Origin of the sequence: Thermodesulfovibrio sp. 1176 (genome assembly GCF_029946585.1) — a bacterium.
In the GTDB taxonomy this organism is placed as follows: domain Bacteria; phylum Nitrospirota; class Thermodesulfovibrionia; order Thermodesulfovibrionales; family Thermodesulfovibrionaceae; genus Thermodesulfovibrio.
In genome coordinates this window covers 133667-157213 of the sequence record NZ_JARZRZ010000001.1, presented here as the reverse complement: position 1 = coordinate 157213, position 23547 = coordinate 133667, and the positions used below count along the sequence as shown (strand labels likewise).

The window sequence follows — 23547 nt, the reverse complement described above, 5'->3', positions numbered from 1 at the left end:
ATGTGTGGGATAATAGGATATATAGGAGATAAAAATGCTGTTCAGATAGTACTTGATGGGTTAAAAAGGCTGGAATATCGTGGATATGATTCAGCTGGGATAGCCTATTTAGTTGATAGCAGGATTAACACGGTAAAATGTAAAGGAAAAATTAAAAATTTGGAACAACTCCTACAGGATTTAGGCAGTTTAAACAATATAAAATTAGCAATAGGACATACAAGATGGGCAACCCATGGAAAACCTTCAGATGAAAATGCTCATCCACACTGTTCAGGCAAGATTGCTGTTGTTCATAACGGAATAATTGAAAACTATATTGAACTTAAAAAAGAGCTTACTCAGGAAGGATATAAATTTAATTCAGAGACTGATACGGAAGTGATTGCCCATTTGATTGAAAAATATTCAAAAAAATACAGTTTTGAGGATGCTGTAAGGCATGCATGCTTAAAGCTTAAAGGTTCCTATGCAATAGTTTTGATAAATGAAGAGGAACCTGATACTCTAATTGGAGTAAGGATGGAAAGTCCTCTCGTAGTTGGAATATCAGAGGAGGAAAAATTTATAGCCAGCGATGTCCCTGCTTTTTTAGCTCATTGTAGAGATGTTGTTTTTCTTGAAAATAAAGAAATGGTTGTTTTGAATAAAAACAGATTCAAAATTTATGACCTAAAGGGCAATGAAAAAACAAAGACTACAACTAAAATAACATGGACCGAAGGAGCTGCTGAAAGAGGCGGATTCAAACATTTTATGTTAAAAGAGATATATGAACAGCCAAGAGCTATTGCAGATACCATTCGAGGAAGGATTTTACATGAAGAAGGTGAAATTGTTTATGAGGAATGGGGTTTTACTAAAAATGAGCTAAAAAATTATGAAAAGATTTACCTTGTAGCCTGTGGAACCTCCTATCATGCATGTATGATTGGTAAATACATGATTGAAGAGCTCTGCAGTATTCCAGTTGAAGTTGATATTGCCTCTGAATTTCGTTATAGAAAAATACCCTTTGAAAAGAAATCTCTTTTCATTGCAATCACTCAATCAGGAGAGACAGCAGATACCTTGGCTGCTTTAAGATATGCTAAAAATAATAAAGTTAAAACATTAACCATCTGCAATGTTTTAGGAAGCACAGCCTCTCGAGATGCAGATACTGTCTTTTACACTCATTCAGGTCCTGAAATTGGAGTTGCCTCTACAAAGGCTTTCACAACTCAGATAGTGGCTCTATATATTTTCAGCATCGGTCTTGCATTAGCAAAAGGAAAAGTTACCAAAAAAACAGCTAAAGTTTTAATAAATGATTTGTTAGCTTTGCCAAGAAAAGTTGAAGATACTTTAAGAATTGACAAAAATATTCAGATAATTGCAAAAGAAGTTTATAGAAAACCGAATTTTTTGTATCTTGCAAGAGGCTTAAACTATCCAGTTGCTTTAGAAGGTGCTTTGAAATTAAAGGAAATATCATATATTCATGCTGAAGGATATGCAGCAGGAGAGATGAAACACGGACCAATTGCACTTGTTGAAGAAGGTTTTCCAGTTGTATTTATAGTTTCAGAGGATACACTAATGGAGAAAACTATTTCTAATATGCAGGAGATAAAAGCAAGGGATGGTTTTTTAATAACATTTACAGACAGCGATCAAGAAGAAATGAAAACATTATCAGATAGATTAATTAAAGTAGAAGGTATTAATAAATATCTAAATACTGTATTGCTTACTGTACCTCTTCAACTTCTTGCTTATCACATAGCTGTTTTGAGGGGTTGTGATGTTGATCAACCGAGAAATCTTGCTAAAAGTGTTACCGTTGAATAAATTTAGCAAAATATAAAGACTTTGTATAAAAATAAAATTAAGAGGGGTATAGCCATGAAAGATTTCCCCCTGTCGGATTTAAATCCGGCTCAACAAGAAGCAGTAGTTTATTGTGAAGGTCCACTTCTTGTGCTTGCAGGTGCAGGAAGTGGAAAAACAAGGGTAATTACTTACAAATTTGCTTATTTAACCCGTGAACAAGGACTTTCTCAATCCTCAATATTTACCGTTACCTTTACAAATAAGGCAGCTGAAGAAATGAAAGAAAGAATTGGACGAATGTGTAATGGCCATTGCAAAAATATGTGGATTGGAACCTTTCATTCCCTCTGTTTACGAATTCTGCGAAATCATATTGATAAAATAGGATACAAAAGAGATTTCATAATATATGACGAAGATGATCAGGCAACCCTAATTAAAAGAATTCTTAAAGATTTAAACATGCACGAGGCTTTGTGTAAATGTCTTGCATCAAAGATAAGCAATTTAAAATCTAACCTCATAACTCCTGAGGATTATGTATCAAGTATTGAGGGTTATGAATTTGAAGAGAGATTAGGTAGAATCTATATGAAATATCAAAATGAATTAAAAAAATACAATGCCTTAGACTTTGATGACTTGATTCTTTGTGTAATAGATCTCTTTAGAGAAAGAGAAGATTTATTGAAAAAATATTCTGAACAATTTAGATACATCCTTGTTGATGAATTTCAAGATACTAATAAATCACAGTATGTGCTTCTTCAATTACTCTCAAAGTATCATAAAAAAATATGTGCTGTAGGAGATGATGACCAAAGCATTTATAAATTTAGAGGAGCAAATGTTTATAATATCTTAGAATTTGAAAAAGATTTTCCAGGTACTAAAGTTGTAAAATTAGAACAAAATTATCGTTCAACAAAACATATAATACTTGCATCAACTGCCATGATTTCTAAGAATCCTATAAGAAAACCCAAAACTTTATGGACTGAAAGAGATTGGGGAGAAAAAATTTTTTATTGCCAATTAAGCAACGAAGAAGAAGAGGCTAAGTATATTGCAAAAAGCATTAAAGAATTATACCTTAAAGGAGATTATGAATACAGAGATTTTGCTATACTCTATAGATTAACTTTGCAAGCAAGAGCTTTAGAAGAAGCATTAAGAATTGAAGGCATACCCTATCAGGTAATAAGTGGGGTAAGTTTCTATCATAGAAAAGAAATAAAAGATGTTATTGCTTATATGAGGTTTATTCTTAATAAGGAAGATAATCTGAGTCTTCTAAGAATAATCAATACTCCTCCAAGAGGTATAGGTATTTCCGCTATAACAAAGATTGAACAGGAAGCAAAGAAAAATATGTGTTCCTATTACGATGCAATAAAATCAATAATAAAGGATGAAAATGCTTCAGAAATTCTAAAGGAAAAATTATCAGCCTTTGTAGAATTTATAGAAGAGTTATCTAAAAAAGAATATAAAACTGCATCATTGATGATTAAAGATATTTTAAATTCCACGGGTTATCTTGAAGAAATAGAAGAAGATCGAATACAAAATGTATTAGAACTGCTTTCTTCTGCAGAAAACATCCCTGTTAGAGAATTTCTTGATAAGGTTTCTTTAATCTCCAATGTAGATATTTGGGAGAATAAGAAAAATTATGTTTCCCTTCTTACTCTTCATTCAGCAAAGGGGCTTGAGTTTCCTGTTGTATTCATTGCAGGATGTGAAGAAGGTATACTCCCTTATTTCAAAGCAAAAGAAGATTTATTAGAAATGCAGGAGGAACGGAGATTATTTTATGTTGGCATGACAAGAGCAAAAAATATTCTATTTCTAACATCTGCAAGCAATAGAAAACTCTATTCAAAAATTCAAAAACAGGAACCTTCGAGTTTTATCAAAGACATTCCAGCTGATTACTGTACTTGTATAAGAAAGGATTATTCTACTTTTGTAACAGAAAAGAAAACAACAGAAAAACCAAAGATAAAAACACCCTTTGTAATAGGATGTAAGGTTAAACATCCTACATGGGGCATTGGAGTTGTTAGAGACTGTTATGGAGAAGGAGAAGATTTAAAAGTTATTGTTAATTTTCCTGGCATCGGAGTTAAAAAATTAGCTCCAAAAATTGTAAATTTAGAGAGGGTTTAAAAATGAAAATTACAAAGGAACAGGTAAAACACATAGCATTACTAAGTAGATTAGAGCTCGATGAAGGCGAGACAGAAATTTATCAAGAACAACTTAGTAGAATCCTTGAGTATGTTGAAAAACTAAACGAAGTAGATACTAAAGATATTGAACCGACATCGCATGTAATTGAATTAAATAATGTTTTTAGAGAAGATGAGGTTAAAGCATCTATTTCAAGAGACGAAGCTTTAAGGAATGCACCAGATTATACAGATAAATTTTTTAGAGTTCCTAAAATTATTGAATAAAAAAATTAGTGAGAGGTAAATGTTAAGAACTTTCTTAAGAGCAAAACTTCATCTTGCAAAAGTAACAGAGGCTAATTTATTTTATGAAGGCTCAATTAGTATTGATATTGAGCTACTTGAGCTTTCAGGTATCATGCCCTATGAAAGGGTATGGATAAGTAACATGAATAATGGTGAAAGATTTGATACATATGTTATTCCCGCGCCAAAGGGCTCAAGGAAAATAGGGCTTAATGGTCCTGCTGCTAAAAAAGCATCAGTTGGGGATAGAATAGTTATTTTTTCTTATGGATATTTAAAAGATGATGAAATAGCATTACACAAACCCAAAATCATATTACTTAATGAAGAAAACGAGCCTGTAAAAATTTATAGCCCACAAATTACTGAACATTTATGATTTATCTTTAGAAGAGCAAAATCTGATTTCGTTTGTTTTATAATTTAAAATTATAAATAAAAAAAGGGGAGACTTTGCTCCCCTTTTTGAAAAAATAGAAAAATTACTTCACAAAAGGATTTGCATAGAAGGTAATAAGAACAAATACAAGAACATAAATGACAAGAGACTCAATTAATGCAAGACCTACGATAAAGAGCGTCATGAGCTTTCCGGTAACTCCGGGGTTTCTTGCTGAACCTTCCAGAATACCTCTAACAGCCTGTCCCATTCCAGCTCCACCACCACCTGCAGCTGCGCCAAGTCCGATTAATGCTCCTGCTGTGGCCCACCCATAGTAATTAAGCTTTGCAGGATCAGATTCAGCTGCAAAAACTGCTGAGGCGGTCAAAACAACAACCAATGCAGTAAGTAGAACTACAAAAAACTTTCTCATTCTGTTTTCCCCTCCTTTCTTTTTTTAATGAGACTCCTCAACGGCACCTGCTATATAAACAGCGGTTAATAACATAAATACATATGCCTGAAGTACGCTGACCAATGTTCCTAATCCTAAAAAGGCAACAGGCACTATCAATGGAGCTAAAATGCCAAGAACCATTAATAAAAGATGTTTTCCAAACATATTGCCAAAAAGTCGGACTCCAAGGGTTAAAGGTCTTGCTAAATGGGTTATCCATTCTACCACAAACATAAACATCATAAATGGTATGGCATAGATACTTCTAATAGGACCTAAAAAGTGTTCTAAATAACGAATTCCATGGACTTTAAAACCCATAAACTGATAGATAAAGAATACAGGAATTGCCATAGCAAAGGTCATGTTAACATTGGAAGTTGGGGATTCAAAACCTGGAATAAGACCGAATAAATTGCAGACTAAAATATAAATAAAAAGAGTGCCTAAAAGAGGCAAAAATTTATCTCCCCAATGATGTCCAATACTCATTAAAGCCTGACCTCTTAAAAATTCCGTAAGCACTTCCATTACGTTTTGAATTCCTGCTGGGACCATTTTTAAGTTTCTCTTGACAACAAGAGAAACTCCGATAATCAATGCCATAGCTAACCATGAATAACTAACATATGGCGGGATTGAAGGGAATAACATGTGTAAAAAAGTCGGTGCCTCCACGATAAGCCTCCTTTCTAAAATTTAGTTTTAGTTATAATACATAAATTTTTTCCAAATGTCAAGAGTGATTCTAATATAATATATTTATGAAAGAAATTTCAAAAATTTCTTCTCATCCTGGAGTTTATATTTTTAAAGACAAAAAAGGAAAGGTTCTATACGTAGGAAAAGCAAAGAATTTAAAGAATAGATTGTTAAGTTATTTTAACGCAAGTGAGCTTGATCCAAGAAAACGTAGCATGATGGAGTTAGTGAAGGACTTTTCTTACATTGTAACTTCTAATGAATTTGAGGCTCTTGTTTTAGAGGCAAATCTAATAAAGCAATATAAACCACCTTTTAATGTTTTACTGAGGGACGATAAAAGCTATCCATATCTAAAAATAACTGTGAATGAGGAATGGCCTAAAATTGAAGTAGCTCGCAAAATAAAAAAAGATGGTAGTTTATATTTTGGTCCATATGTCCCAGCTCAATCTATGTGGGAAGCTCTCTCCTTTATCAGAAGAAATTTTTCTATCAGAACATGCAAATATAATTTAAACAAAACAATAAAGCCCTGCATTCAGTTCCAGATGAAAAGATGTCCTGCTCCCTGTGCAAGATTAATAAGTAGAGAAGAGTATATTAAAAAAGTAGAGGAAGTTATTATGTTTCTTAAAGGACAGAGACAAGAACTTATTGATATGTTACGGGAAAAAATGTTTAAACTGAGTGAAGATCTTAAATTTGAAGAAGCAGCTCGAGTAAGAGAGCAAATAAAGAGACTTGAGAGAATTTTTGAACAGCAAAGGGTAGTATCCCAGAATCTTGATGATTTAGATGTTTTTGGAATATATGTAGATAATTCAAATATCTCAGTGAATATTTTGTTTGTAAGAAATGGTTTATTAGTGGGTTCTAAAGATTATCTTATCAAAAAAGTTTTTTTTGAAAATCTATCAGAACTTACCTTTTCTATAGTTGAATCTTTTTATTTAAAGGAAAATCTAATTCCGCCACCTTTAATTCTCTTAGAGCAAATTCCAGATAATTCAGAGAATCTTATTAACTGGCTATCAAAAGAACGAGGAGTTGAAATTAAAATAAGAATACCAAAGTCAGATGAAGAAAAAGCTCTTATTGATATGGCAATAAAAAATGCTAAAATTCATCTAAAACATAAAATCTCGCCAATTGAAACTACTTTATACGAACTTAAAGAAAGACTATACCTTAAATCATTGCCAGAAAGGATTGCAGCCTTTGATGTTTCTACTCTTTTTGGCTATCATTCTGTAGGAAGTTTCGTTTACTGGGAAAATGGTTCATTTAATAAAAATTACTACAGACATTTAAAAATAAAAGAAACCGAAGGAGCAGATGACTATTCATCAATGAAAGAGATTGTTTTCAGAGTTATAAATAAATTTGATACAGAAGAAGGAGTACCAATACCAAATATTGTTTTGATAGATGGTGGTAAAGGACACTTGAATGTTGCTCTAAAGGTACTTTCTGAATTAAAGGATAAATTAAATGTATATGCCATTGCAAAAGACCCAGACAGATTAATTTTCCCAAATGGCAAGGAAATATCTCTTGAAGACAAAAAACCATCTTCTCTTTTATTAAGAAAGATACGAGATGAAGCTCACAGGTTTGCTATAAGTTATCACAGAAAATTAAGGAAAAAAGTTACTTTTGAGTCTATCCTTGAGAAAATTCCAGGGATTGGCAAAAAAAGAAGACTTATACTACTGAAACAATATGGAAGCCTTTCAAAAATTAAAGAAGCCTCAGAGGAGGAGATTGCTAAATTACCGAGTTTCAATTTAAATCTTGCAAAAAAAGTTTTAAAATATCTTCAAAAATGATAAAATTTATATAATTATGGAAAAAGTTTTAATAACAGGTGGAACTGGTTTTGTAGGAAGATATGTTGTAAATCTTGCTCTTAAAAAAGGATATGAAGTTCATCTTTTAGTTAGAAATTTGAAAAAGGCAGAAAATATTTTTGGAGATACAATACACTGTCATGTTATAGATGATTTAACTAAAATAGAAAAATTACGAGATACGATAAAAATATTAAAGCCTGACTATGTAATCCATTTAATTGGCATTATTCAAGAAATAAAATCTAAAGGAGTTACCTTTGAAAAGGTGCATTTTGAGTATTCTAAATGCCTTTATGAAGTTTTAAAGGAGTTGCCTCCTAAGAAAATAATTCATATGAGCGCCCTTGGAGTAGATGAGAAAGCTCCATCAAAGTATCATATTACTAAATTGAAAGCCGAAAAAGAACTATTAAAAAGCGGACTCCCCTATGTTATACTTCGTCCTTCCTTTATTTTAGGTCCTGAACAGTTACTGTTTACAAAATTAAGAGAAATTCTTTATAGAACTCCTTTTATTATTTTCCCTGATATTAAAGGATATTATTTTCAGCCAGTGGATGTAAGGGATGTGGCAGGATGTTTTATAAAAGCAATTGAATATAAAGGAACAGGCGTATTTGAGCTTTGTGGCGATGAAAAGGTTAGTTTAAGGGATATTGTTAAAGACTTCTTAAGATTTCTTAATAAATTAGCATTTTTTATACCTGTTCCAAAGGGATTTCTGAAAATATTTCTATCTGAACAATACAAAATGATGTGGAGAGATAATGTATGCGGTTATTCTAAAGATATCTTACAAATGACAGAAATTTTACAAAGAAGCCCGATTCCGTACATAGAATCAATAAAATGGTCAGCAACTAATAAATAAACTTTATCTATTTATTCTTTAATTGAAAAATAAAGCTTCACAGAAACCAAGCCAAACACTACAGTCGTAATCCATGGAGCAATAAAGGGTGGTAAGATTTTAGAATAGCCTACAAACATAAAAAGTGAATAAAAAAGCCAGTAAACTATTGTTATTAAAAGTCCGATACTAACTGTTATTAGTCCACTTGCCTGAACCCCGCTTTTAGTTTTTGAAAAAATAGAGCTAAATTTTTCATAGGCTCCAAGAGGTAAAGAAAGACCCAAAATCATCATAAAAAGTGTAACAAAATTATAAGAAAGCCTTCCGCTTATATCAGTATCAATTTTTGGATTACTTAGCCCTACTTTTTTTAACTCTCTTCTTTTTTGTAAAAGCTCTGATATACCAAATTCTTCGATTTTTTTGATATCTTTAAAGGCTGTTACAGATAATTTAAGATTCATTGGATAATTCATTTCAGGCAATTTTTCTACTCTTCCATTAATGAAATCATAAACTATAACATTTTTAAGCAACCACTCTTTATTTGTGATATCTGCTTTTTCTGAGTCAATTCTTTTAAGAAGAATATCGTCTTTAATTATGAATATTTTTAAGTTATTTGCTATTTTTATGTTCTGCGACTGTTCTGAAAAATTCAATGTTCCAATTTTTACAACTATTCCGTCTTTTGTCCTAACATATACATCTTTTTGAACTCTACTTTTATTTTTTTCAGTTAAAGTTTCTATCATAACGTTAATTTTTTTTGTAACGTAGGGTTGAATAAATTCACCAAAAATAAATCCAAACAAAGATATTATAACGCCTAAAAATAAAAAAGGTTTTAAAATCTTCCGAAGTCTTCCTCCTGAAACAGATAAAATAAGTAACTCTCTGGTTCTAATGCCTATGGAAAATATAAAAAGGGAACTTATTAGCGTAACAAAGGGAATTAGATAAAAAACATACCTTGGTATGTTATACAGGAAATATTCAATAAAAAATAATAAAGAAGGTTTATAGGGCATAAAATCATCAATTTTTTCGACAATTCCTATTATTGAAAGAAGCGAAGCAAGGGAGATAGTTAAAACAATAAAAATTTTTAAAAAATCCTTAAGATAGCTAAAACAAACAATATTTATTCTCATTTTTTTATCCTATGCTTTGATTTTGTTGTAGGAGAAAAAAGTAAATAAGCCCATAATTATTATAGGTAATAAAGAACCTACCTCAGCTGAGACCTTTCCAGCCTTTGCAAGATTTGCTCCGTAAATCATTAGAATATAATAAATTGTAAATACAAGTAAACCAACTGTTACTCCACCAATTCTTCCACTTTTGCCAATTAACCTGCATAAAAAAGGGGATAAAAACACACTAACAATACACAAAAGAGGCAAAGAAAATCTCTTATAAAGTTCGAGTTTATAATCAGTCTTTCTTTTCTCATCGCTTCCTATCTTTGATATAAGCTCAAAAATGGAAAATTCACTTATTTTTTTCGCAATTGGTTCTATATTAGGAGAAAGTTTAAAAATATATTCCTTAAAGTTTATCTGATTTAAAGTAATATCTTTATTAAAATAGACTTTCCCATCAAGCAAACTAAGATTGATATTTTCCTTTTCTTTTGTAATTCTGCCAGCTTTTGCAATTACAATTTTAGTTTCCTCTTTTCTTTCATCAAAAATTATAACTTCTTTCAGAGTAAGGCTATCTGGTTTTTCTTTTACAAAAATAGTAATGCCTTTAAATCCTTGATTGAATACCCCCTCTTCTATTCCGAGGGGGGCTCTTTCTGCAAGAATTGTTAATATTTTCTCTCTTACGAGATTTACTGCGGAAGGGGCAAGATAAAAGCTCATTAAAACTGTAAATGAAAAGGCAATTAATCCTATATATATAGCAGGCTTAAAGGCTTTTTTATATGGCATTCCGCTTACCATAAAAATTGTCATTTCATTGTCTGTTTGAACTCTTCCATAAGTTAGCAAAATTCCCATAAGTAAAGCCATAGGAAGAGTAAATATAAGTAACTGCGGTTGTAGAAGAATGACAATTTTGAAAAGATTTATTAAATCAATACCAACAGAAGCAAAAACTTTGCTCAATTTAAGAAGCTTTTCAATTATAAGCAAAGAATTTAAAAAAGCTAAAGAAAGAAAAATATTCTGAAGTAACTCTTTGGTTAAAGCTTTAAAAATAATCGTCATTAAAAAATGCCTTTTTTAAGAATATCATGGATATGAATTAATCCTTTAAGGGTGCCATCACTGGCAGGAACAACAAGACTCGTTATTGAATACTTCTGCATTGTTGAAAGAGCAACTGCTGCGAGTTCCTCTTCATTGATTGTTTTTGGATTTTTAGTCATTATTTGAGAAGCCTTTAACTCAAAGAGTTCTTTACCCCATCGCTGAACTCCTCTTCTTATATCGCCATCTGTGATAATTCCGAGAATTCTTTTATTTTCATCCACAATAACAACAACTCCTAATCTTTTTGAAGAAATTTCTAAAATAGCATCAAGCATCAAAGTGTCTGAATAGGCAACAGGAAGTTCCTCTCCTGTGTGCATTAAATCTTTGACTTTTGTAAGCATTCTTCTTCCAAGAGAACCTCCTGGATGAAATACAGCAAAATCATCTTTTTTAAATCCATTACGCATTATTAATGCAACTGCTATAGCATCTCCCATTGCCATAGTTACAGTCGTTGATGCTGTTGGAATAAAACCAAAGGGACATGCCTCTTCTTTAACTGATACATCTAAAACAACATCTGCCTGTTTGGCAAGAGTTGATTGGGGATTTCCTGTAAGGGCAATAATCTTTACATTGAAATATTTTAGATAGGGTATAAGCCTTAAAACCTCCTCTGTTTCACCACTGTTACTTATTGCAATAACTACATCATCCTCAGTGACCATACCAAGATCACCATGACTTGCTTCAGCTGGATGCATGAAAAAAGAAGGAGTACCTGTTGAAGCAAGAGTTGCTGATATTTTTCTTCCTACAAGCCCTGATTTGCCAATTCCTGTAACAACTACTCTTCCCTTTGAGTTATGTATGATTTCAACAGCCTTTATAAAATCTTCATTAATTCTATCTTTAAGTTCCTGAATTGATAAAGCTTCAATTGTAAGAACTTTTTTTGCAGCATCAATTAGATTTTCCATAAGTTTTATTTTAAGTCAGCATTTAAATTTATTTCAAATAATATCTATTTCCTGTCAAGAATTAAAAATAAATCTCCTTCTATAAGATTATCTAAAACTTCAAAATCTTTTGTAAGGCTTTGAGCAAGTCTTTGCAATTCTTCCACAGAAAAATAAGCAACACCAATATCACGAAATTTTGTTTTATTATTAAGGCAAGTAAGAATAAGTCTTTCTTTGGTATTCTCAAAAAGAATTTCTAAGCATCTTTGCATAAGATTTTTTATATTAGAAAGAGCAAGATTAAAAACTCCAATCACCACAGTATAGTCAAAAACTTCATCTAATTGTTCACTTTCAATATCCTTTACATAAAAATTTGTTGCAGGATAGTTTTTCTGTGCAAGCTTTATTAAAGAAGGATTGATATCTATTCCTGTATAGGTTAAATTGACTCCCTTTTCTTTTAAAAATCTGTAAAAATCACCTTTACCACAACCAAAATCAAGAAGCTTTTTCCCATCAGGATTGATAAGTTTATAAACTGCTTCGTAACGAAGCAGTTGTCCTGTTTTTGTCCATCCTACTGCTTCGGGAGAATCCTTAAAATGAATAAGTCTTTTTGTGAAAAAATCAATTACGAACTCCTTTTCAAGCTCATCCATTTGAATATGTTATACTAAAAAATGCATATAATTCCAGCAATTGACCTTAAAGATGGTAAATGTGTAAGACTTCGGCAGGGTAAATTTAGCGAAGTCACTGTTTATTATAACAACCCTCAGGATGCTGCATTAAAGTGGCAAAATGAAGGAGCAAAGGTTTTACATGTAGTTGATCTTGATGGAGCGTTCAGTGGAAAAATACAAAATCTTTCATCTATTAAGAAAATTAGAAATGCCTTTAAGGGAGAAATAGAAGTGGGAGGAGGTATCAGAACAGAAGAAGATGTGAGAATCCTTCTTGATTGCGGAATCGACAGAGTTATACTCGGTACTGTTGCAGTAGAAGCTCCTGATTTTGTAAAAGATATATGCAAAAAATTTCCAGGAAAAATAATTGCTGGAATTGATGCCCGTGATGGTTATGTAGCAGTAAAAGGATGGGTTGAACTTACAAAAATCAAGGCAACTGAACTTGCTCAAGGAATGCAGGAGCATGGAGTATGGGGAATTATTTATACTGACATTTCAAGAGATGGAATGCTTACAGGACCAAATATTGAAGCAACAAAAGCACTTGTTGAAAGGCTCACAATTCCTGTCATTGCCTCAGGCGGAGTTTCATCAATTGATGATATTAAAAAGCTTTCAAAAATCCCAAATCTTTGGGGTGTTATCGTAGGAAAAGCCCTCTATGAAGGAACATTAAAGTTTAGCGAGGCTATTGAGCTATGTTGGCAAAACGCATAATACCTTGTCTTGATGTAAAGGATGGAAGGGTTGTAAAGGGTGTTAATTTTCTCAACCTAAGAGATGCAGGAGATCCTGTTGAAAATGCCCTTTATTATGATGAAGAAGAAGCTGATGAGCTTGTTTTTCTTGATGTTACAGCATCCCATGAAAAAAGAAAGATTATAATTGATGTTGTTGAAAGAACTGCTTCAGTTGTATTCATGCCACTTACAGTCGGAGGAGGCATAAAAAGCCTTGATGACATAAGAGATCTGCTTAATGCAGGCGCTGACAAGGTATCCATAAACACAACTGCTGTAAAGGACCCTTACTTTATTCAAAAAGCATCAACAAGATTCGGTTCACAATGTATAGTAATTGCAATTGATGCAAAAAGGGTTGATAAAACCTTTGCTCCTAAATCCTATCCACCTGAACAGTGGTTTGATGATTCTGAACTGAAAGATGTTCTTTATAATGAAAATTCAAGGTTTGTTCTTTCAACTCATGGTGGAAGACTTATGAGACCAATAGATGCAATTCAGTGGGCTAAAAAGATGGAAGAATTCGGTGCTGGAGAGATTCTTCTTACAAGCATGGACAGAGATGGAACAAAGGAAGGTTATGATATAGAGCTTACAAGAACTATTGCAGAGGCTGTAACAATTCCAGTTATTGCTTCTGGTGGAGCAGGAACGCTGGAACATCTTTATGAAGCCTTTGCCTATGCAAAGGCAGATGCAGCTCTGGCAGCTTCAATATTTCATTTCAGGGAATACTCAATAAGGGAAGCAAAAGAGTTTTTAAAGCAAAAAGGAATTCCAATAAGATTATAAAGGAGGAGAAGTGGTAAGGGTTAGATTTGCACCGAGCCCAACAGGACATCTTCATATTGGAGGAGCAAGAACCGCGCTTTTTAACTGGCTTTTTGCAAGACATCACAATGGAAAATTTATTTTAAGGATTGAAGATACTGACAGATCACGTTCTACAGAGGAGTATATTGAATCAATTATTGAAGCAATGAAGTGGCTTGGACTTGACTGGGATGAAGGTCCCTTCAGACAAACAGATAGAACAGAAATTTATCAAAAATACGCCTATAAACTTCTTGAAGAAGGTAAAGCCTATCGATGCTATTGCACCCCTGAGGAGCTGGAAGAAAGAAGGCAGAAAGCAATGAAAGAGGGAAAGCCACCAAGATATGACCGTAGATGTAGAGAAATAAGAGAAATTTTAGATAAACCCTTTGCAATTCGTTTTAAAATGCCTGTTGAAGGTGAAACAGTAGTTCATGATCTTGTAAAAGGTCATGTAACTTTTAAAAATAGTGAACTTGAAGATCTTGTAATCCTAAGAAGTGATGGCACACCAACATATAATTTTTGTGTTGTTGTTGATGATTATGAAATGGAAATATCCCATGTAATAAGAGGCGAAGACCACCTAAATAACACTCCAAAACAGATTCATATTTATCATGCTTTAGGGATGAATCCTCCAAATTTTGCTCATATTCCAATGATTCTTGGAAAAGACAGATCACGTTTAAGTAAAAGACATGGTGCTACAAGTGTTCTTGCATACAGAGATGAAGGATATCTTTCTGATGCTGTAGTTAACTATCTTGTCCGTCTTGGATGGTCTCATGGAGATCAGGAGATTTTTACAAGAGAGGAATTAATTAAATATTTTAATTTAGAACAGGTAGGCAAAGCTAATGCGGTTTTTGATTCTGAAAAACTGCTTTGGTTAAATAGTGAATATATTAAATTGACTCCAGAGGACAAACTTTATGAATTGGTAAAACCCTTTCTAATAAAGGAATGTTATCTAAATGAAGGGGATTCAATTGACTTGAAATGGGCATGTAAGGCTATCAAATCCCTTAAAGAGAGATGCAGAACTCTTAAAGAGCTTGCCCATGCAATGAGATATTATCTTCTTGATTATGTCGATATTGAGCCAAAGGCAAGGGAAAAATATATAAATACAGAGACTATACCGATAATTAAAGAAATAACTGAAAAACTTGCTCAACTTAATGATTTTACTCAGGATAAAATTGAAAAGATATTTATGGACATGGTAAATGAAAGAGGATTAAAACTTGCTCAGATTGCTCAACCCATACGAGTGGTGATCACAGGAAGCACAGTAAGTCCTGGGATTTACGAAGTATTAGAAATTGTAGGGAAGGAAAAAACACTTAAAAGATTAAGAAGGATTATAAATGCCTCTTGAAAAGGAACTTCTTGAAATTATTGTGTGTCCTAAATGTAAAGGTGATTTAATTTATGAAGAAGAAAAAAATATACTTTTATGTAAAACATGCAAGGTTTATTATCCTGTAAAAGATGATATTCCTGTCCTTCTTATTGAAGCCTCTCAACCTGTGGAGGAAGATAATGAATTTAAAATTAATTAGTTGGTCCTACAACACTTAAGATAAAACTCTTGTAATTAATAATTCTCTCTGATACTCTTTTTATATCTTCTATGCTAACTTTTTCAATATATTCTGGATATCTTTTAATGTAATCGTCTCCCAATTGATAAAAATCCATAAGAGGTAAAAATTCATTTATTTTTTTCATTGTATCAATTCTTAATGGGAAACTACCTACCAAAAAAGCCTTTGCTTCTTTAAGTTCTTCTTCAGTTAATCCTTTGTTTACCATATTTTTTAGTTCTTCTGTTACCATTTTAACAACATTATCTGTGTTTTCAGCTTTTGTTTTAACTTCAATATAGAAGGCTCCATTTAATAAATAGGGTGTGAATGTGCTATATATTGAATAAGCAAGTCCCTTTTCTTCTCTAACTTTTTTTGCCAATCGAGATGTAAGTCCGCCACCTCCAAGAACATAATTCATTAAAGATGTAGCAAAAAAATCGGGGTCTTTTCTTGATATTCCCTCAAAACCTAAAACAATTGTTGATTGTGTTAAATCTTTTCTATTTATTTTCAATTCTAAAGGTTTATCTCTTTTTTGAAAAACAGGTGGGACTATCTGTCTATCATAAATTTCACCTTGCCAGGGAAGAATATATTTTTCAATTTTATCCTTTAATTCTTTTTCATCAATGTCTCCAACAAAGGAAAAAATCATTCTGTTAGGTTTGTAAAATTTTTCATAAAATTTCACTATATCCTGCCTTGTTAAATCTTTGAGTTTTTCAGGCTCTCCTTCTATTGGTCTTCCATAAGGATGTTCTCCAAAGAGTTTTTTAAAGAAGTTTTTATGAGCTATATATGAGGGATCCTCTTCCATTTGTTTTAGTGATTTTTCAAGGATGGAAACTTCTTTTTTAAATTCTTCTTCAGGGAATGTAGGTGTTTTGAGTATTTCAAAAAATAGCTCTAATCCTTCACTTAAATACCTTTTAGTTGTAGAAAGAGTCAGTAAGGTATAATCATAGTGAACTTTTTTTTCTATTGAAAGAGCGAAAAAATCTATTTTATCTTCAATTTCTCTTGCTGATAAATTTTTCGTTCCGTGGGTTAGCAAATGGGCAGTTAAATAGGCTTGAGAAGGCTTTTCTTCATCTAAAGGAGAGGCTGGAATAAGCACAGATAAATAAACTATAGGGATATTATCTCTATATAAGTACTTTACTGTTGCTCCGTTATTTAGTTTTATTGTTTTAAATTCCATATTAATTGCTCCTGCTATTGAATAATTAAAACAAGAAAATAGAAATAAAAATATATAAAAAATTTTTCTTTTCATTTTGGTAGCAAAACGCCAACTGTCATATTATCGAAAATTAAATATTTTTTTGCTACTCTTTGCAAATCAGCACCAGTAATTTCCATTATTTCTTTCCTATATAAATCAATCATTTTCCAACTACCAAGAATTTCAAATCGACCTATAAAAAGGGCGTGTCCAAATACAGAATCTTGGCTAAATAGAAAGGATGCCTCTACCTGATTTTTAGCTTTCTCGATTTCCTTTTCATCGGGCAATTCATTTTTTATCTTTTCTATTTCTTCTTTTATAATTTTTTCAACTTCATCAACCTTTTCAATATCCTTTATCGCAGCAATAATAAAAAATAAAAATCCATCTCTACTTAATGGTGAATTACTTGATGAAATGTCAACAACTAAAGCTTTCTCATTGACAAGCTTTCTATAAAGCCTTGAACTTTTTCCTTCTCCCATTATGGTACTTAATATTTCAAGGGCAAGACTATCCTTATCAGGATAGGCTGGAACTTTATATGCCATAACAAGCATGGGTAGATGAGTTTGTTTTTTTAATATAATCCTTCTTTCTCCATGTTGCTTAGGTTCATAAAGTTTTTTTCTTAATGGAAGAGTTTTACATTCAGGAATATTTTCAAATTGAATTCTAATTTTTTCTAAAATTTCATCTTTTTTTATATCTCCAGCAACAATTATAAAAGAATTGTTTGGGCAGTAATAACTTTGATAATAATTTTTAATATCCTCAAGAGTAATTGATTGGATATCTTCTGTCCAACCTATTACTGGTTTGCGGTAGGGATGGTTTTTAAAGGCAGTGCTAATAACCTCTTCAATTATCAGGTTTTCAGGATCATCTTCATATCTTTGCCTTCTTTCTTCAAGAACAATTTTCTTCTCAAGTTCAAAATCCTCAGATTTTAAAAGTAAATGAGCCATTCTGTCTGATTCAAGATCAATAGAAGTTTGAATTTTAGATGGCGAAATTTTTTGGTAATATACAGTATAATCCTTTGTTGTAAAAGCATTATCAATTCCACCTTGAGATTGAATAATCTTTGAAAAAACATTATTAGGATAATTTTTGCTTCCCCTAAACATTAAATGTTCAAGAAGATGACTGATACCAGATTTTCCCTCTGGTTCATCGATTGCTCCAACTCTATACCAAACCTGAAATGTAGATACTGAAGAAGAATGATCTTCAATTACAATTATTTTTAGACCATTTTTTAATGTTTCTTCTGTTATCTTGCAAAGTGCCATAAAAGGAAATATTAAAATAAAAAAAATAGAAAGAGCAAACTTAATCATTTTATTCCAAATTTTTCTGCGATTTGTTTAATTGTTTCTTTTAATGGTCCTAAATCAGATGATTTAACTACATAGGCATCTGATGCCCAAACAGAAAAATCATCTCTGTAATCATAGGCTGTAAGCATAATTACCGGTACATTTGGATTTTTTTGTTTCAGTTGTCTTAAAACTTGAATCCCATCAATATCAGGCATCATTATATCAAGAGTAACTAAATCTGGTTTTTCTTTATCAAAAAGTTCTAAGGCTTCTTTCCCTGAATTAGCTGTCACTATTTCGTATCCTTCATCTTCCAATTCAGACTTATAGAGCATTAGAATGTTTTTTTCATCATCAACTACCATTATTTTCATTACTTTTACCTCCCTCTTTATAAATTGGCAAATAAATTCTAAAAATTGACCCTCTATTTAGTTCACTTTCTACTTTAATTATACCACCATGTTCCTCAATAATTTTCTTTGAAATAGATAGTCCAAGCCCAGTACCTGTTATTTTAGTTGTAAAAAAGGGATCAAAAATCCTTTTAAGATTTTCCTTTGAAATCCCTATGCCCGTATCTTCCACTTCTATTACAAAGAAATCTCCGTTCAAGAGTTCTCCCTTCATATTTTCTTCTGGATTTTTAATTCTTAATGTTATGCTTCCATTTTTTGTAGCTTCATTTGCATTAGAAATTAAATTAAGCAAAACTTCTTTGAGTTTATCATAACTTCCCAAAACTATAAAATCTTCTTGTATTTCAATAATAAATCTGTTATTATTTTCTTTCAAAGTTGATTCAGTTAAATTAATCATGTCATTTACAAGATTTTTTATGCTAAAAGGTTCTTTGGTTAATGCTTGAGGTTTTACAAAGCTGAGAATTTCGTTCAATATTTTTTCAAGTCTTCGTGTTTCATCTACAATTACCTTAACATATTCTTTTAATTTTTCTTCTTTAAGCTCTTTATTTAGTCTTTTGGCAAACCCACCTATGGCAAGTAAAGGATTCCTTATTTCATGAGCAACCTTTGCTGCCATCTCACCCAAAGCAGCCATCTTTTCCATTGAAGCAATTTTCTCTCGTAGACTTCTTATTTCTGTAATATCTCTTGCTAAATTTATGGTTCCCTTTAAATTTCCATCTTTATCAAATATTGGGGAGCTTGAAACAAGATAAATACCATCTAAATAATTTTCTTCTATTTCCCCAATTTTTGCTTTCTTAGTCTCTATAGCTTGCCTATGTGGACAACTTTTTAGAGGAGTATCTTCTTTATGGACAATTTGAAAACACTTTTTATTTATTATATCTCGTTCTTCTTTGCCAATCTTATTAAGAAAAGCTCTGTTAACCTTTTTTATTGTATAAAATTCGTCTGTATAATAAAGTAAATCAGTTATTGAGTTAAATAGCATCTCAAGTTCTTTTTCAGCCTGTTCAACTTTTTCAAAAATCCATGCATTTTCAATAGCTCCTGCTACCTGATCTGCAAAACCTTTAAGAAAGTTTATGTCCTGTTCAGTTATAGGTTTTCTTGTGTAAAGATTGTCAACCCATATAACACCGATCGCTTTATCTTTAGAGATTAAAGGGACAATAGCATAGGCGTGACTTCCAAGTTGTTGAATTATTAGTGGGTCAGATTCATCCTTATGGACATCCTTTATATTAAAAACTTTTTTTTCTTTCACAGCTCGGGTAATTGGATAGTTACTGTTAAGAGGAATTGAAAGGTGCCTGCAAAGACGATCAAAAAAGGAGTCTTCCTCAAAATCTTTCTTACTTAAATCTTCTAATACTTCATAGAGGGTTTTTTTCTCCTTTGAAAGACTTGACCAGATTTGCCAAGCTTCTTCATAACTTGATGGACCAACAGCCATCTTCCCTTTTATAGAATTTTCTTCTTCATCTACTAAGAAAAGAACTGCTCTATTAAAACCTAATCCTTCACCCATTGTGATTACTGTTAAAATCATACGCAAAAGCTTATTTAAAGACAAAGTACTTCTTACAACGGAACTAACAAATAGAATTTTTGTCAATTCTTCATTTCTTCTAATAAGTTCTCTTTCAAGCTTCTTTTTTTCCGTTATATCCCTTGCAATTCTACTGACACCAACAATTTCACCAAAAACATTTTTTATTGGAGAAAGGGTAAGGCTAACTTCTATGAGTCTATTATCCTTTGTTATCCTTACAGATTCTATTTCTTTAAGTATTTCTCCTTGTTTTACCTTTTCAATATAAAATTTTTCTACTTCTATTAAAAAATCTGGAATAACAGGCAAAGGCCTTCCTATGACTTCTTCCTTTTTAAAACCAAAAATCTCCTCAGCGCCCTTATTCCAAGCAGTTACAATATTATTTAAATCAGTAGCAACAATAGCATCGGCAGAACTCTCAATAAGGCTTTCTAAGTAATTTTTTAACTCTTTTGTTTCCTTAAATTGTAGAGATTTTAAAATAATTAGAGAAGCAATCGAAGAAAAAAGTTCACCAATACTTATGTCTTCATCTGTAAATTCACCCAACCCTTCTTCTGAGTCCAACTTATTATAAACAAGAATTGTCCCTATAATTTCCCGTTCTATTCCTTCTGATTTAGTATCATCTTCTTTAATTTTTTTAGTAATTTTTAGAGGAATGCATATTGCGGAGTATGCTGGAATATCTAAAACTTCACCATCTAATTCCTGTTTATTTAAAATTAGAACTTTACCTTCTTTCATAACTTTGCCACAAGGACCATCATCAATCCCTATTTCATCTTTCCATGTCTGAAGATTATAAGATGCTACAACCTTAAGTTTTCCATTCTGTATTAGCCTTAAAACCGATGCTTGGGCATTCATAAATTCCGCAACATGATATATTAATCTTTCAAGAAGTATATCAGTGTCATCGGAGATTTCAAGGAGTGCTAAGAGTTCAAATAATGCTTTTCTTTCTCTCATATTTGAATTATTTCCCTATAAAGTTTAATATAATCTTTTACTGCCTTTGACCATGAAAAATCCTTGCTCATTGCAGAAAAAATCATCTTATTCAGTCTATTTTTGTCGTAGTAGACATCTATAAATCTTTTTATTGCACATTCAATTGCTTCTGGAGTAAATTCATCAAAAAGAAAACCTGTTATTCCGTCTTCAACGGTATCTTCTAACCCCCCTACCCTTCTACTGATTGGAATTGTTCCATATCTCATTGCAATTAATTGACTCAACCCACAGGGCTCGTATTTTGAAGGCATGACAATTCCATCTGCTCCTGCATAAATTTTATGGGCTAACTCTTCATCAAAACCTATATGTATGAAAACCCTCCCAGGATAATTTTTTTCTAACTGTTTTACCATCTTTTCATAATAATGTTCTCCTGTTCCTATTAATATAAATCTTGCTCCTTTATCTATAAGTTTTGGGATTGCTTGAACTAAAATATCAATACCTTTTTGTTGAACCATTCTACCAATAAAAGTAAAAATAGGGTTATTAATATCACAGTCAAGTTTTGTTATTTTTATTAACTCTTCTTTGTTCTTTATTTTCAAGTGAAAACTTTTTACATCGTAATTATAAGATATAAATCTATCCTTTGCGGGATTCCATATTTCATAGTCAATTCCATTCAGTATACCGATAAGTCTATCCTTTCTTTTTCTTAAAACCCCATCCAATCCAAAACCAAACTCAGGTGTTTGGATCTCTTTTGCATATCTGGGGCTAACAGTAGTTATATAATCAGCACTAAATAAACCACCTTTCAAAAAATTAACCATCCCATAAAATTCTAAACAATCTATATGAAACATCTCCCAACCAAAACCTGTAATGTTTAGTTTTTCCTTTGGAAATACACCCTGATAACCTAAATTGTGTATAGTTAAAATTGTCTTTGTTTTTTCAAAACATTTTCCTTCCCTATATATTGATTTTAAATAAAGTGGAATCAATGCAGTATGCCAGTCATGGCAATGGATTATGTCAAAATTTAAATCCAATGCTTTACATATCTCCAAAACAGCTCTTGAAAAAAACACAAATCTTTCGGCATTATCAAGATATTCACCAAAATTCGTTCCATATAGCTCATCGCGGTCAAAAAAATCGTTATGTTCAATGAAAAAAATATTTCCATATTTTTCTGGATTCAAAATTAAATTATCATCACTGTCTATTGAAACCCTTGCAGACCGAAGACCCCCAAATTTTGTAGATGTTCCTAATGGGACACCATATACTAATCCTGAATCAACCACTTTATCATAAAAATTATTTTTAGTTATTCTAAAAAAAGGCAAGAAAAGGGTAATATCTATACCACCTTTAATAAATTCTTTAAATAAAGCACCTACAACATCACCTAATCCTCCTGTTTTTGAAAAAGGGACAGATTCAGCAGATACTAAAGCAACTCTCATATTTTAGCCTCCTTAAGAAACTTTGTAGCTTCCTCTGGAGGTGTAGGATTTATAAAAAATCCTGAACCCCATTCAAAGCCTGCTGTTTTTATGAGTTTAGGGATGATTTCAATATGCCAATGATAATATTCATTAACTTCATCGAAGAAAGGAGAAGTATGAAGGACATAATTATATGGTGGAGTCTCCAAAACAGCATCTAATTTTTTAAGTGTTACTTGCAAAGCTTCTGCAAGGAGAGTAAAACTTTTATCTTTAGGTTCAAATCTTGATTCATGTCTTTTAGGTAAAATCCATGTCTCAAAGGGTTCTCTTGGAGCAAAAGGACAAAGGACTATATATGCATCATTCTGAAAAACAACTCTCTTATCTGACTCTAATTCTTGAGCAATAATGTCACAGAATATGCATCTGTCTCTTAATTCATAGTATCTTTTAGCAGATGTCATTTCTTCTGTAACATGATGAGGCACTATAGGAAGAGCTATTAACTGGCTATGGGTATGCTCAATTGTGGCACCTGCAATTTCACCTTCATTTTTAAAAACAAGTACATACTTAAAACGAACATCTTTTTTAAGATCGGTAATTCTAAAATAATAAGCCCATAAAACATCCTCAACTGCTTTAATGGACATAGTGGAAATAGATGAAAGATGATCAGGAGTTTCAATAATTACTTCATGGGCGCCAATTCCGTTCATTTTATCATAGATGCCTTCTCCTCTTTTGTTAAGTTCTCCATGAATCTGCAAAGCTGGAAATTTATTTGGGACCACCCTTAAAGTCCAACCTGGTGTATTTGGAGGTGTATTTGGAGGTCTAAAGGCAATTATTTCATTTGGTGCAGTATGTTCATTACCGGGGCAAAAGGGACAAAATCCTTTTATTTTTCTTTTTTGGCTTACAGATGTAAAATCTGAAGGTCTTTTTCCTCTTTCAACAGCTATAATAACCCATCTTCCTGATATAGGGTCTCTTCTTAATTCTGACATAGTTTC

General features: G+C 32.0%; 22 protein-coding genes. 10 read left to right on the top strand and 12 right to left on the bottom strand.

All coding sequences use genetic code 11. The features are described from left to right. Genes glmS through panD form a run of 4 tightly spaced genes read left to right on the top strand, consistent with a single transcriptional unit; the run spans window position 1 to window position 4677 of the window. Window positions 1-1833 (top strand): glutamine--fructose-6-phosphate transaminase (isomerizing), encoded by a 1833-nt coding sequence (glmS, locus tag QI155_RS00815; RefSeq protein ID WP_068861506.1) that lies wholly within the window; start codon window positions 1-3, stop codon window positions 1831-1833. Window positions 1834-1887: 54 nt separating this feature from the next. Further along, on the top strand, window positions 1888-3987 hold the full coding sequence (locus QI155_RS00810; protein ID WP_068861505.1) for a UvrD-helicase domain-containing protein: 2100 nt from the start codon (window positions 1888-1890) through the stop codon (window positions 3985-3987). A gap of 2 nt (window positions 3988-3989) precedes the next feature. Then, on the top strand, window positions 3990-4277 hold the full coding sequence (gene gatC, locus QI155_RS00805; RefSeq protein WP_068861504.1) for an Asp-tRNA(Asn)/Glu-tRNA(Gln) amidotransferase subunit GatC: 288 nt from the start codon (window positions 3990-3992) through the stop codon (window positions 4275-4277). A 19-nt stretch (window positions 4278-4296) separates the two neighbouring features. Beyond that, entirely contained in the window at window positions 4297-4677 is a 381-nt protein-coding gene (panD, locus tag QI155_RS00800) for an aspartate 1-decarboxylase (protein ID WP_068861503.1), read from the top strand. Window positions 4678-4780: 103 nt separating this feature from the next. On the opposite strand, the gene QI155_RS00795 is transcribed toward panD, so the two are convergent. Together QI155_RS00795 and atpB are read right to left on the bottom strand one after the other, a co-directional pair. Further along, window positions 4781-5113: a hypothetical protein gene (locus tag QI155_RS00795; RefSeq protein WP_068861502.1), complete on the bottom strand. Its 333-nt coding sequence runs from the start codon at window positions 5111-5113 to the stop codon at window positions 4781-4783. A 24-nt stretch (window positions 5114-5137) separates the two neighbouring features. Next, a complete protein-coding gene (gene atpB, locus QI155_RS00790; RefSeq protein ID WP_173894071.1) occupies window positions 5138-5815 on the bottom strand; it encodes a F0F1 ATP synthase subunit A in 678 nt (225 codons plus the stop codon). An 86-nt stretch (window positions 5816-5901) separates the two neighbouring features. Here atpB and uvrC point away from each other — a divergent pair, with 86 nt between their 5' ends. Both uvrC and QI155_RS00780 read left to right on the top strand, forming a co-directional pair. Further along, window positions 5902-7671 carry an excinuclease ABC subunit UvrC gene (gene uvrC / locus QI155_RS00785; protein ID WP_281320912.1) on the top strand — a complete coding sequence of 590 codons (1770 nt, stop codon included), beginning with the start codon at window positions 5902-5904 and terminating at the stop codon, window positions 7669-7671. Window positions 7672-7687: 16 nt separating this feature from the next. Continuing rightward, window positions 7688-8566 carry an NAD-dependent epimerase/dehydratase family protein gene (locus QI155_RS00780; protein ID WP_281320911.1) on the top strand — a complete coding sequence of 293 codons (879 nt, stop codon included), beginning with the start codon at window positions 7688-7690 and terminating at the stop codon, window positions 8564-8566. A gap of 11 nt (window positions 8567-8577) precedes the next feature. Here the strand turns inward: QI155_RS00780 and QI155_RS00775 are convergent, their stop codons facing one another. Genes QI155_RS00775 through QI155_RS00760 form a run of 4 tightly spaced genes read right to left on the bottom strand, consistent with a single transcriptional unit; the run spans window position 8578 to window position 12379 of the window. Continuing rightward, the gene (locus QI155_RS00775; RefSeq protein ID WP_068861351.1) at window positions 8578-9702 is read right to left on the bottom strand and encodes an LptF/LptG family permease; all 1125 of its coding nucleotides are present in this window, start codon (window positions 9700-9702) and stop codon (window positions 8578-8580) included. Between the two features lie 9 nt (window positions 9703-9711). Continuing rightward, complete coding sequence (locus tag QI155_RS00770) at window positions 9712-10767, bottom strand: LptF/LptG family permease (RefSeq protein WP_281320910.1); 1056 nt, start codon at window positions 10765-10767, stop codon at window positions 9712-9714. After that, window positions 10767-11735, bottom strand: coding sequence for a KpsF/GutQ family sugar-phosphate isomerase (locus tag QI155_RS00765; protein ID WP_068861353.1), 969 nt, complete (start codon window positions 11733-11735; stop codon window positions 10767-10769). Before QI155_RS00765 ends, QI155_RS00770 begins: the two co-directional genes overlap by 1 nt. A 44-nt stretch (window positions 11736-11779) precedes the next feature. After that, window positions 11780-12379 (bottom strand): class I SAM-dependent methyltransferase, encoded by a 600-nt coding sequence (locus QI155_RS00760; RefSeq protein WP_068861354.1) that lies wholly within the window; start codon window positions 12377-12379, stop codon window positions 11780-11782. A gap of 21 nt (window positions 12380-12400) precedes the next feature. Here QI155_RS00760 and hisA point away from each other — a divergent pair, with 21 nt between their 5' ends. The 4 genes from hisA to QI155_RS00740 are packed head-to-tail and all read left to right on the top strand — an operon-like array spanning window position 12401 to window position 15536. Next, window positions 12401-13126: a 1-(5-phosphoribosyl)-5-[(5-phosphoribosylamino)methylideneamino]imidazole-4-carboxamide isomerase gene (gene hisA, locus QI155_RS00755; RefSeq protein WP_068861355.1), complete on the top strand. Its 726-nt coding sequence runs from the start codon at window positions 12401-12403 to the stop codon at window positions 13124-13126. Beyond that, entirely contained in the window at window positions 13108-13944 is an 837-nt protein-coding gene (gene hisF, locus QI155_RS00750; protein ID WP_068861356.1) for an imidazole glycerol phosphate synthase subunit HisF, read from the top strand. Before hisA ends, hisF begins: the two co-directional genes overlap by 19 nt. A 10-nt stretch (window positions 13945-13954) precedes the next feature. Next, a complete protein-coding gene (gene gltX, locus QI155_RS00745) occupies window positions 13955-15352 on the top strand; it encodes a glutamate--tRNA ligase (protein WP_068861357.1) in 1398 nt (465 codons plus the stop codon). Continuing rightward, entirely contained in the window at window positions 15342-15536 is a 195-nt protein-coding gene (locus QI155_RS00740) for a Trm112 family protein (protein ID WP_068861358.1), read from the top strand. The genes gltX and QI155_RS00740 overlap by 11 nt, the downstream gene beginning before the upstream one ends. Here the strand turns inward: QI155_RS00740 and QI155_RS00735 are convergent. The 6 genes from QI155_RS00735 to galT are packed head-to-tail and all read right to left on the bottom strand — an operon-like array spanning window position 15529 to window position 23541. Next, a complete protein-coding gene (locus QI155_RS00735; protein ID WP_281320909.1) occupies window positions 15529-16842 on the bottom strand; it encodes a pitrilysin family protein in 1314 nt (437 codons plus the stop codon). The genes QI155_RS00740 and QI155_RS00735 overlap by 8 nt on opposite strands. Further along, window positions 16839-18137, bottom strand: coding sequence for a pitrilysin family protein (locus QI155_RS00730; protein ID WP_068861361.1), 1299 nt, complete (start codon window positions 18135-18137; stop codon window positions 16839-16841). The genes QI155_RS00735 and QI155_RS00730 overlap by 4 nt, the downstream gene beginning before the upstream one ends. After that, window positions 18134-18493, bottom strand: coding sequence for a response regulator (locus tag QI155_RS00725; protein ID WP_068861362.1), 360 nt, complete (start codon window positions 18491-18493; stop codon window positions 18134-18136). Before QI155_RS00725 ends, QI155_RS00730 begins: the two co-directional genes overlap by 4 nt. Further along, window positions 18474-21080: a PAS domain S-box protein gene (locus QI155_RS00720; protein WP_068861363.1), complete on the bottom strand. Its 2607-nt coding sequence runs from the start codon at window positions 21078-21080 to the stop codon at window positions 18474-18476. The genes QI155_RS00725 and QI155_RS00720 overlap by 20 nt, the downstream gene beginning before the upstream one ends. Next, window positions 21077-22546, bottom strand: coding sequence for a glycogen synthase GlgA (glgA, locus tag QI155_RS00715; RefSeq protein ID WP_068861364.1), 1470 nt, complete (start codon window positions 22544-22546; stop codon window positions 21077-21079). Before glgA ends, QI155_RS00720 begins: the two co-directional genes overlap by 4 nt. Beyond that, complete coding sequence (gene galT, locus QI155_RS00710) at window positions 22543-23541, bottom strand: galactose-1-phosphate uridylyltransferase (protein ID WP_281320908.1); 999 nt, start codon at window positions 23539-23541, stop codon at window positions 22543-22545. The genes glgA and galT overlap by 4 nt, the downstream gene beginning before the upstream one ends. Window positions 23542-23547: the final 6 nt, after the last annotated feature.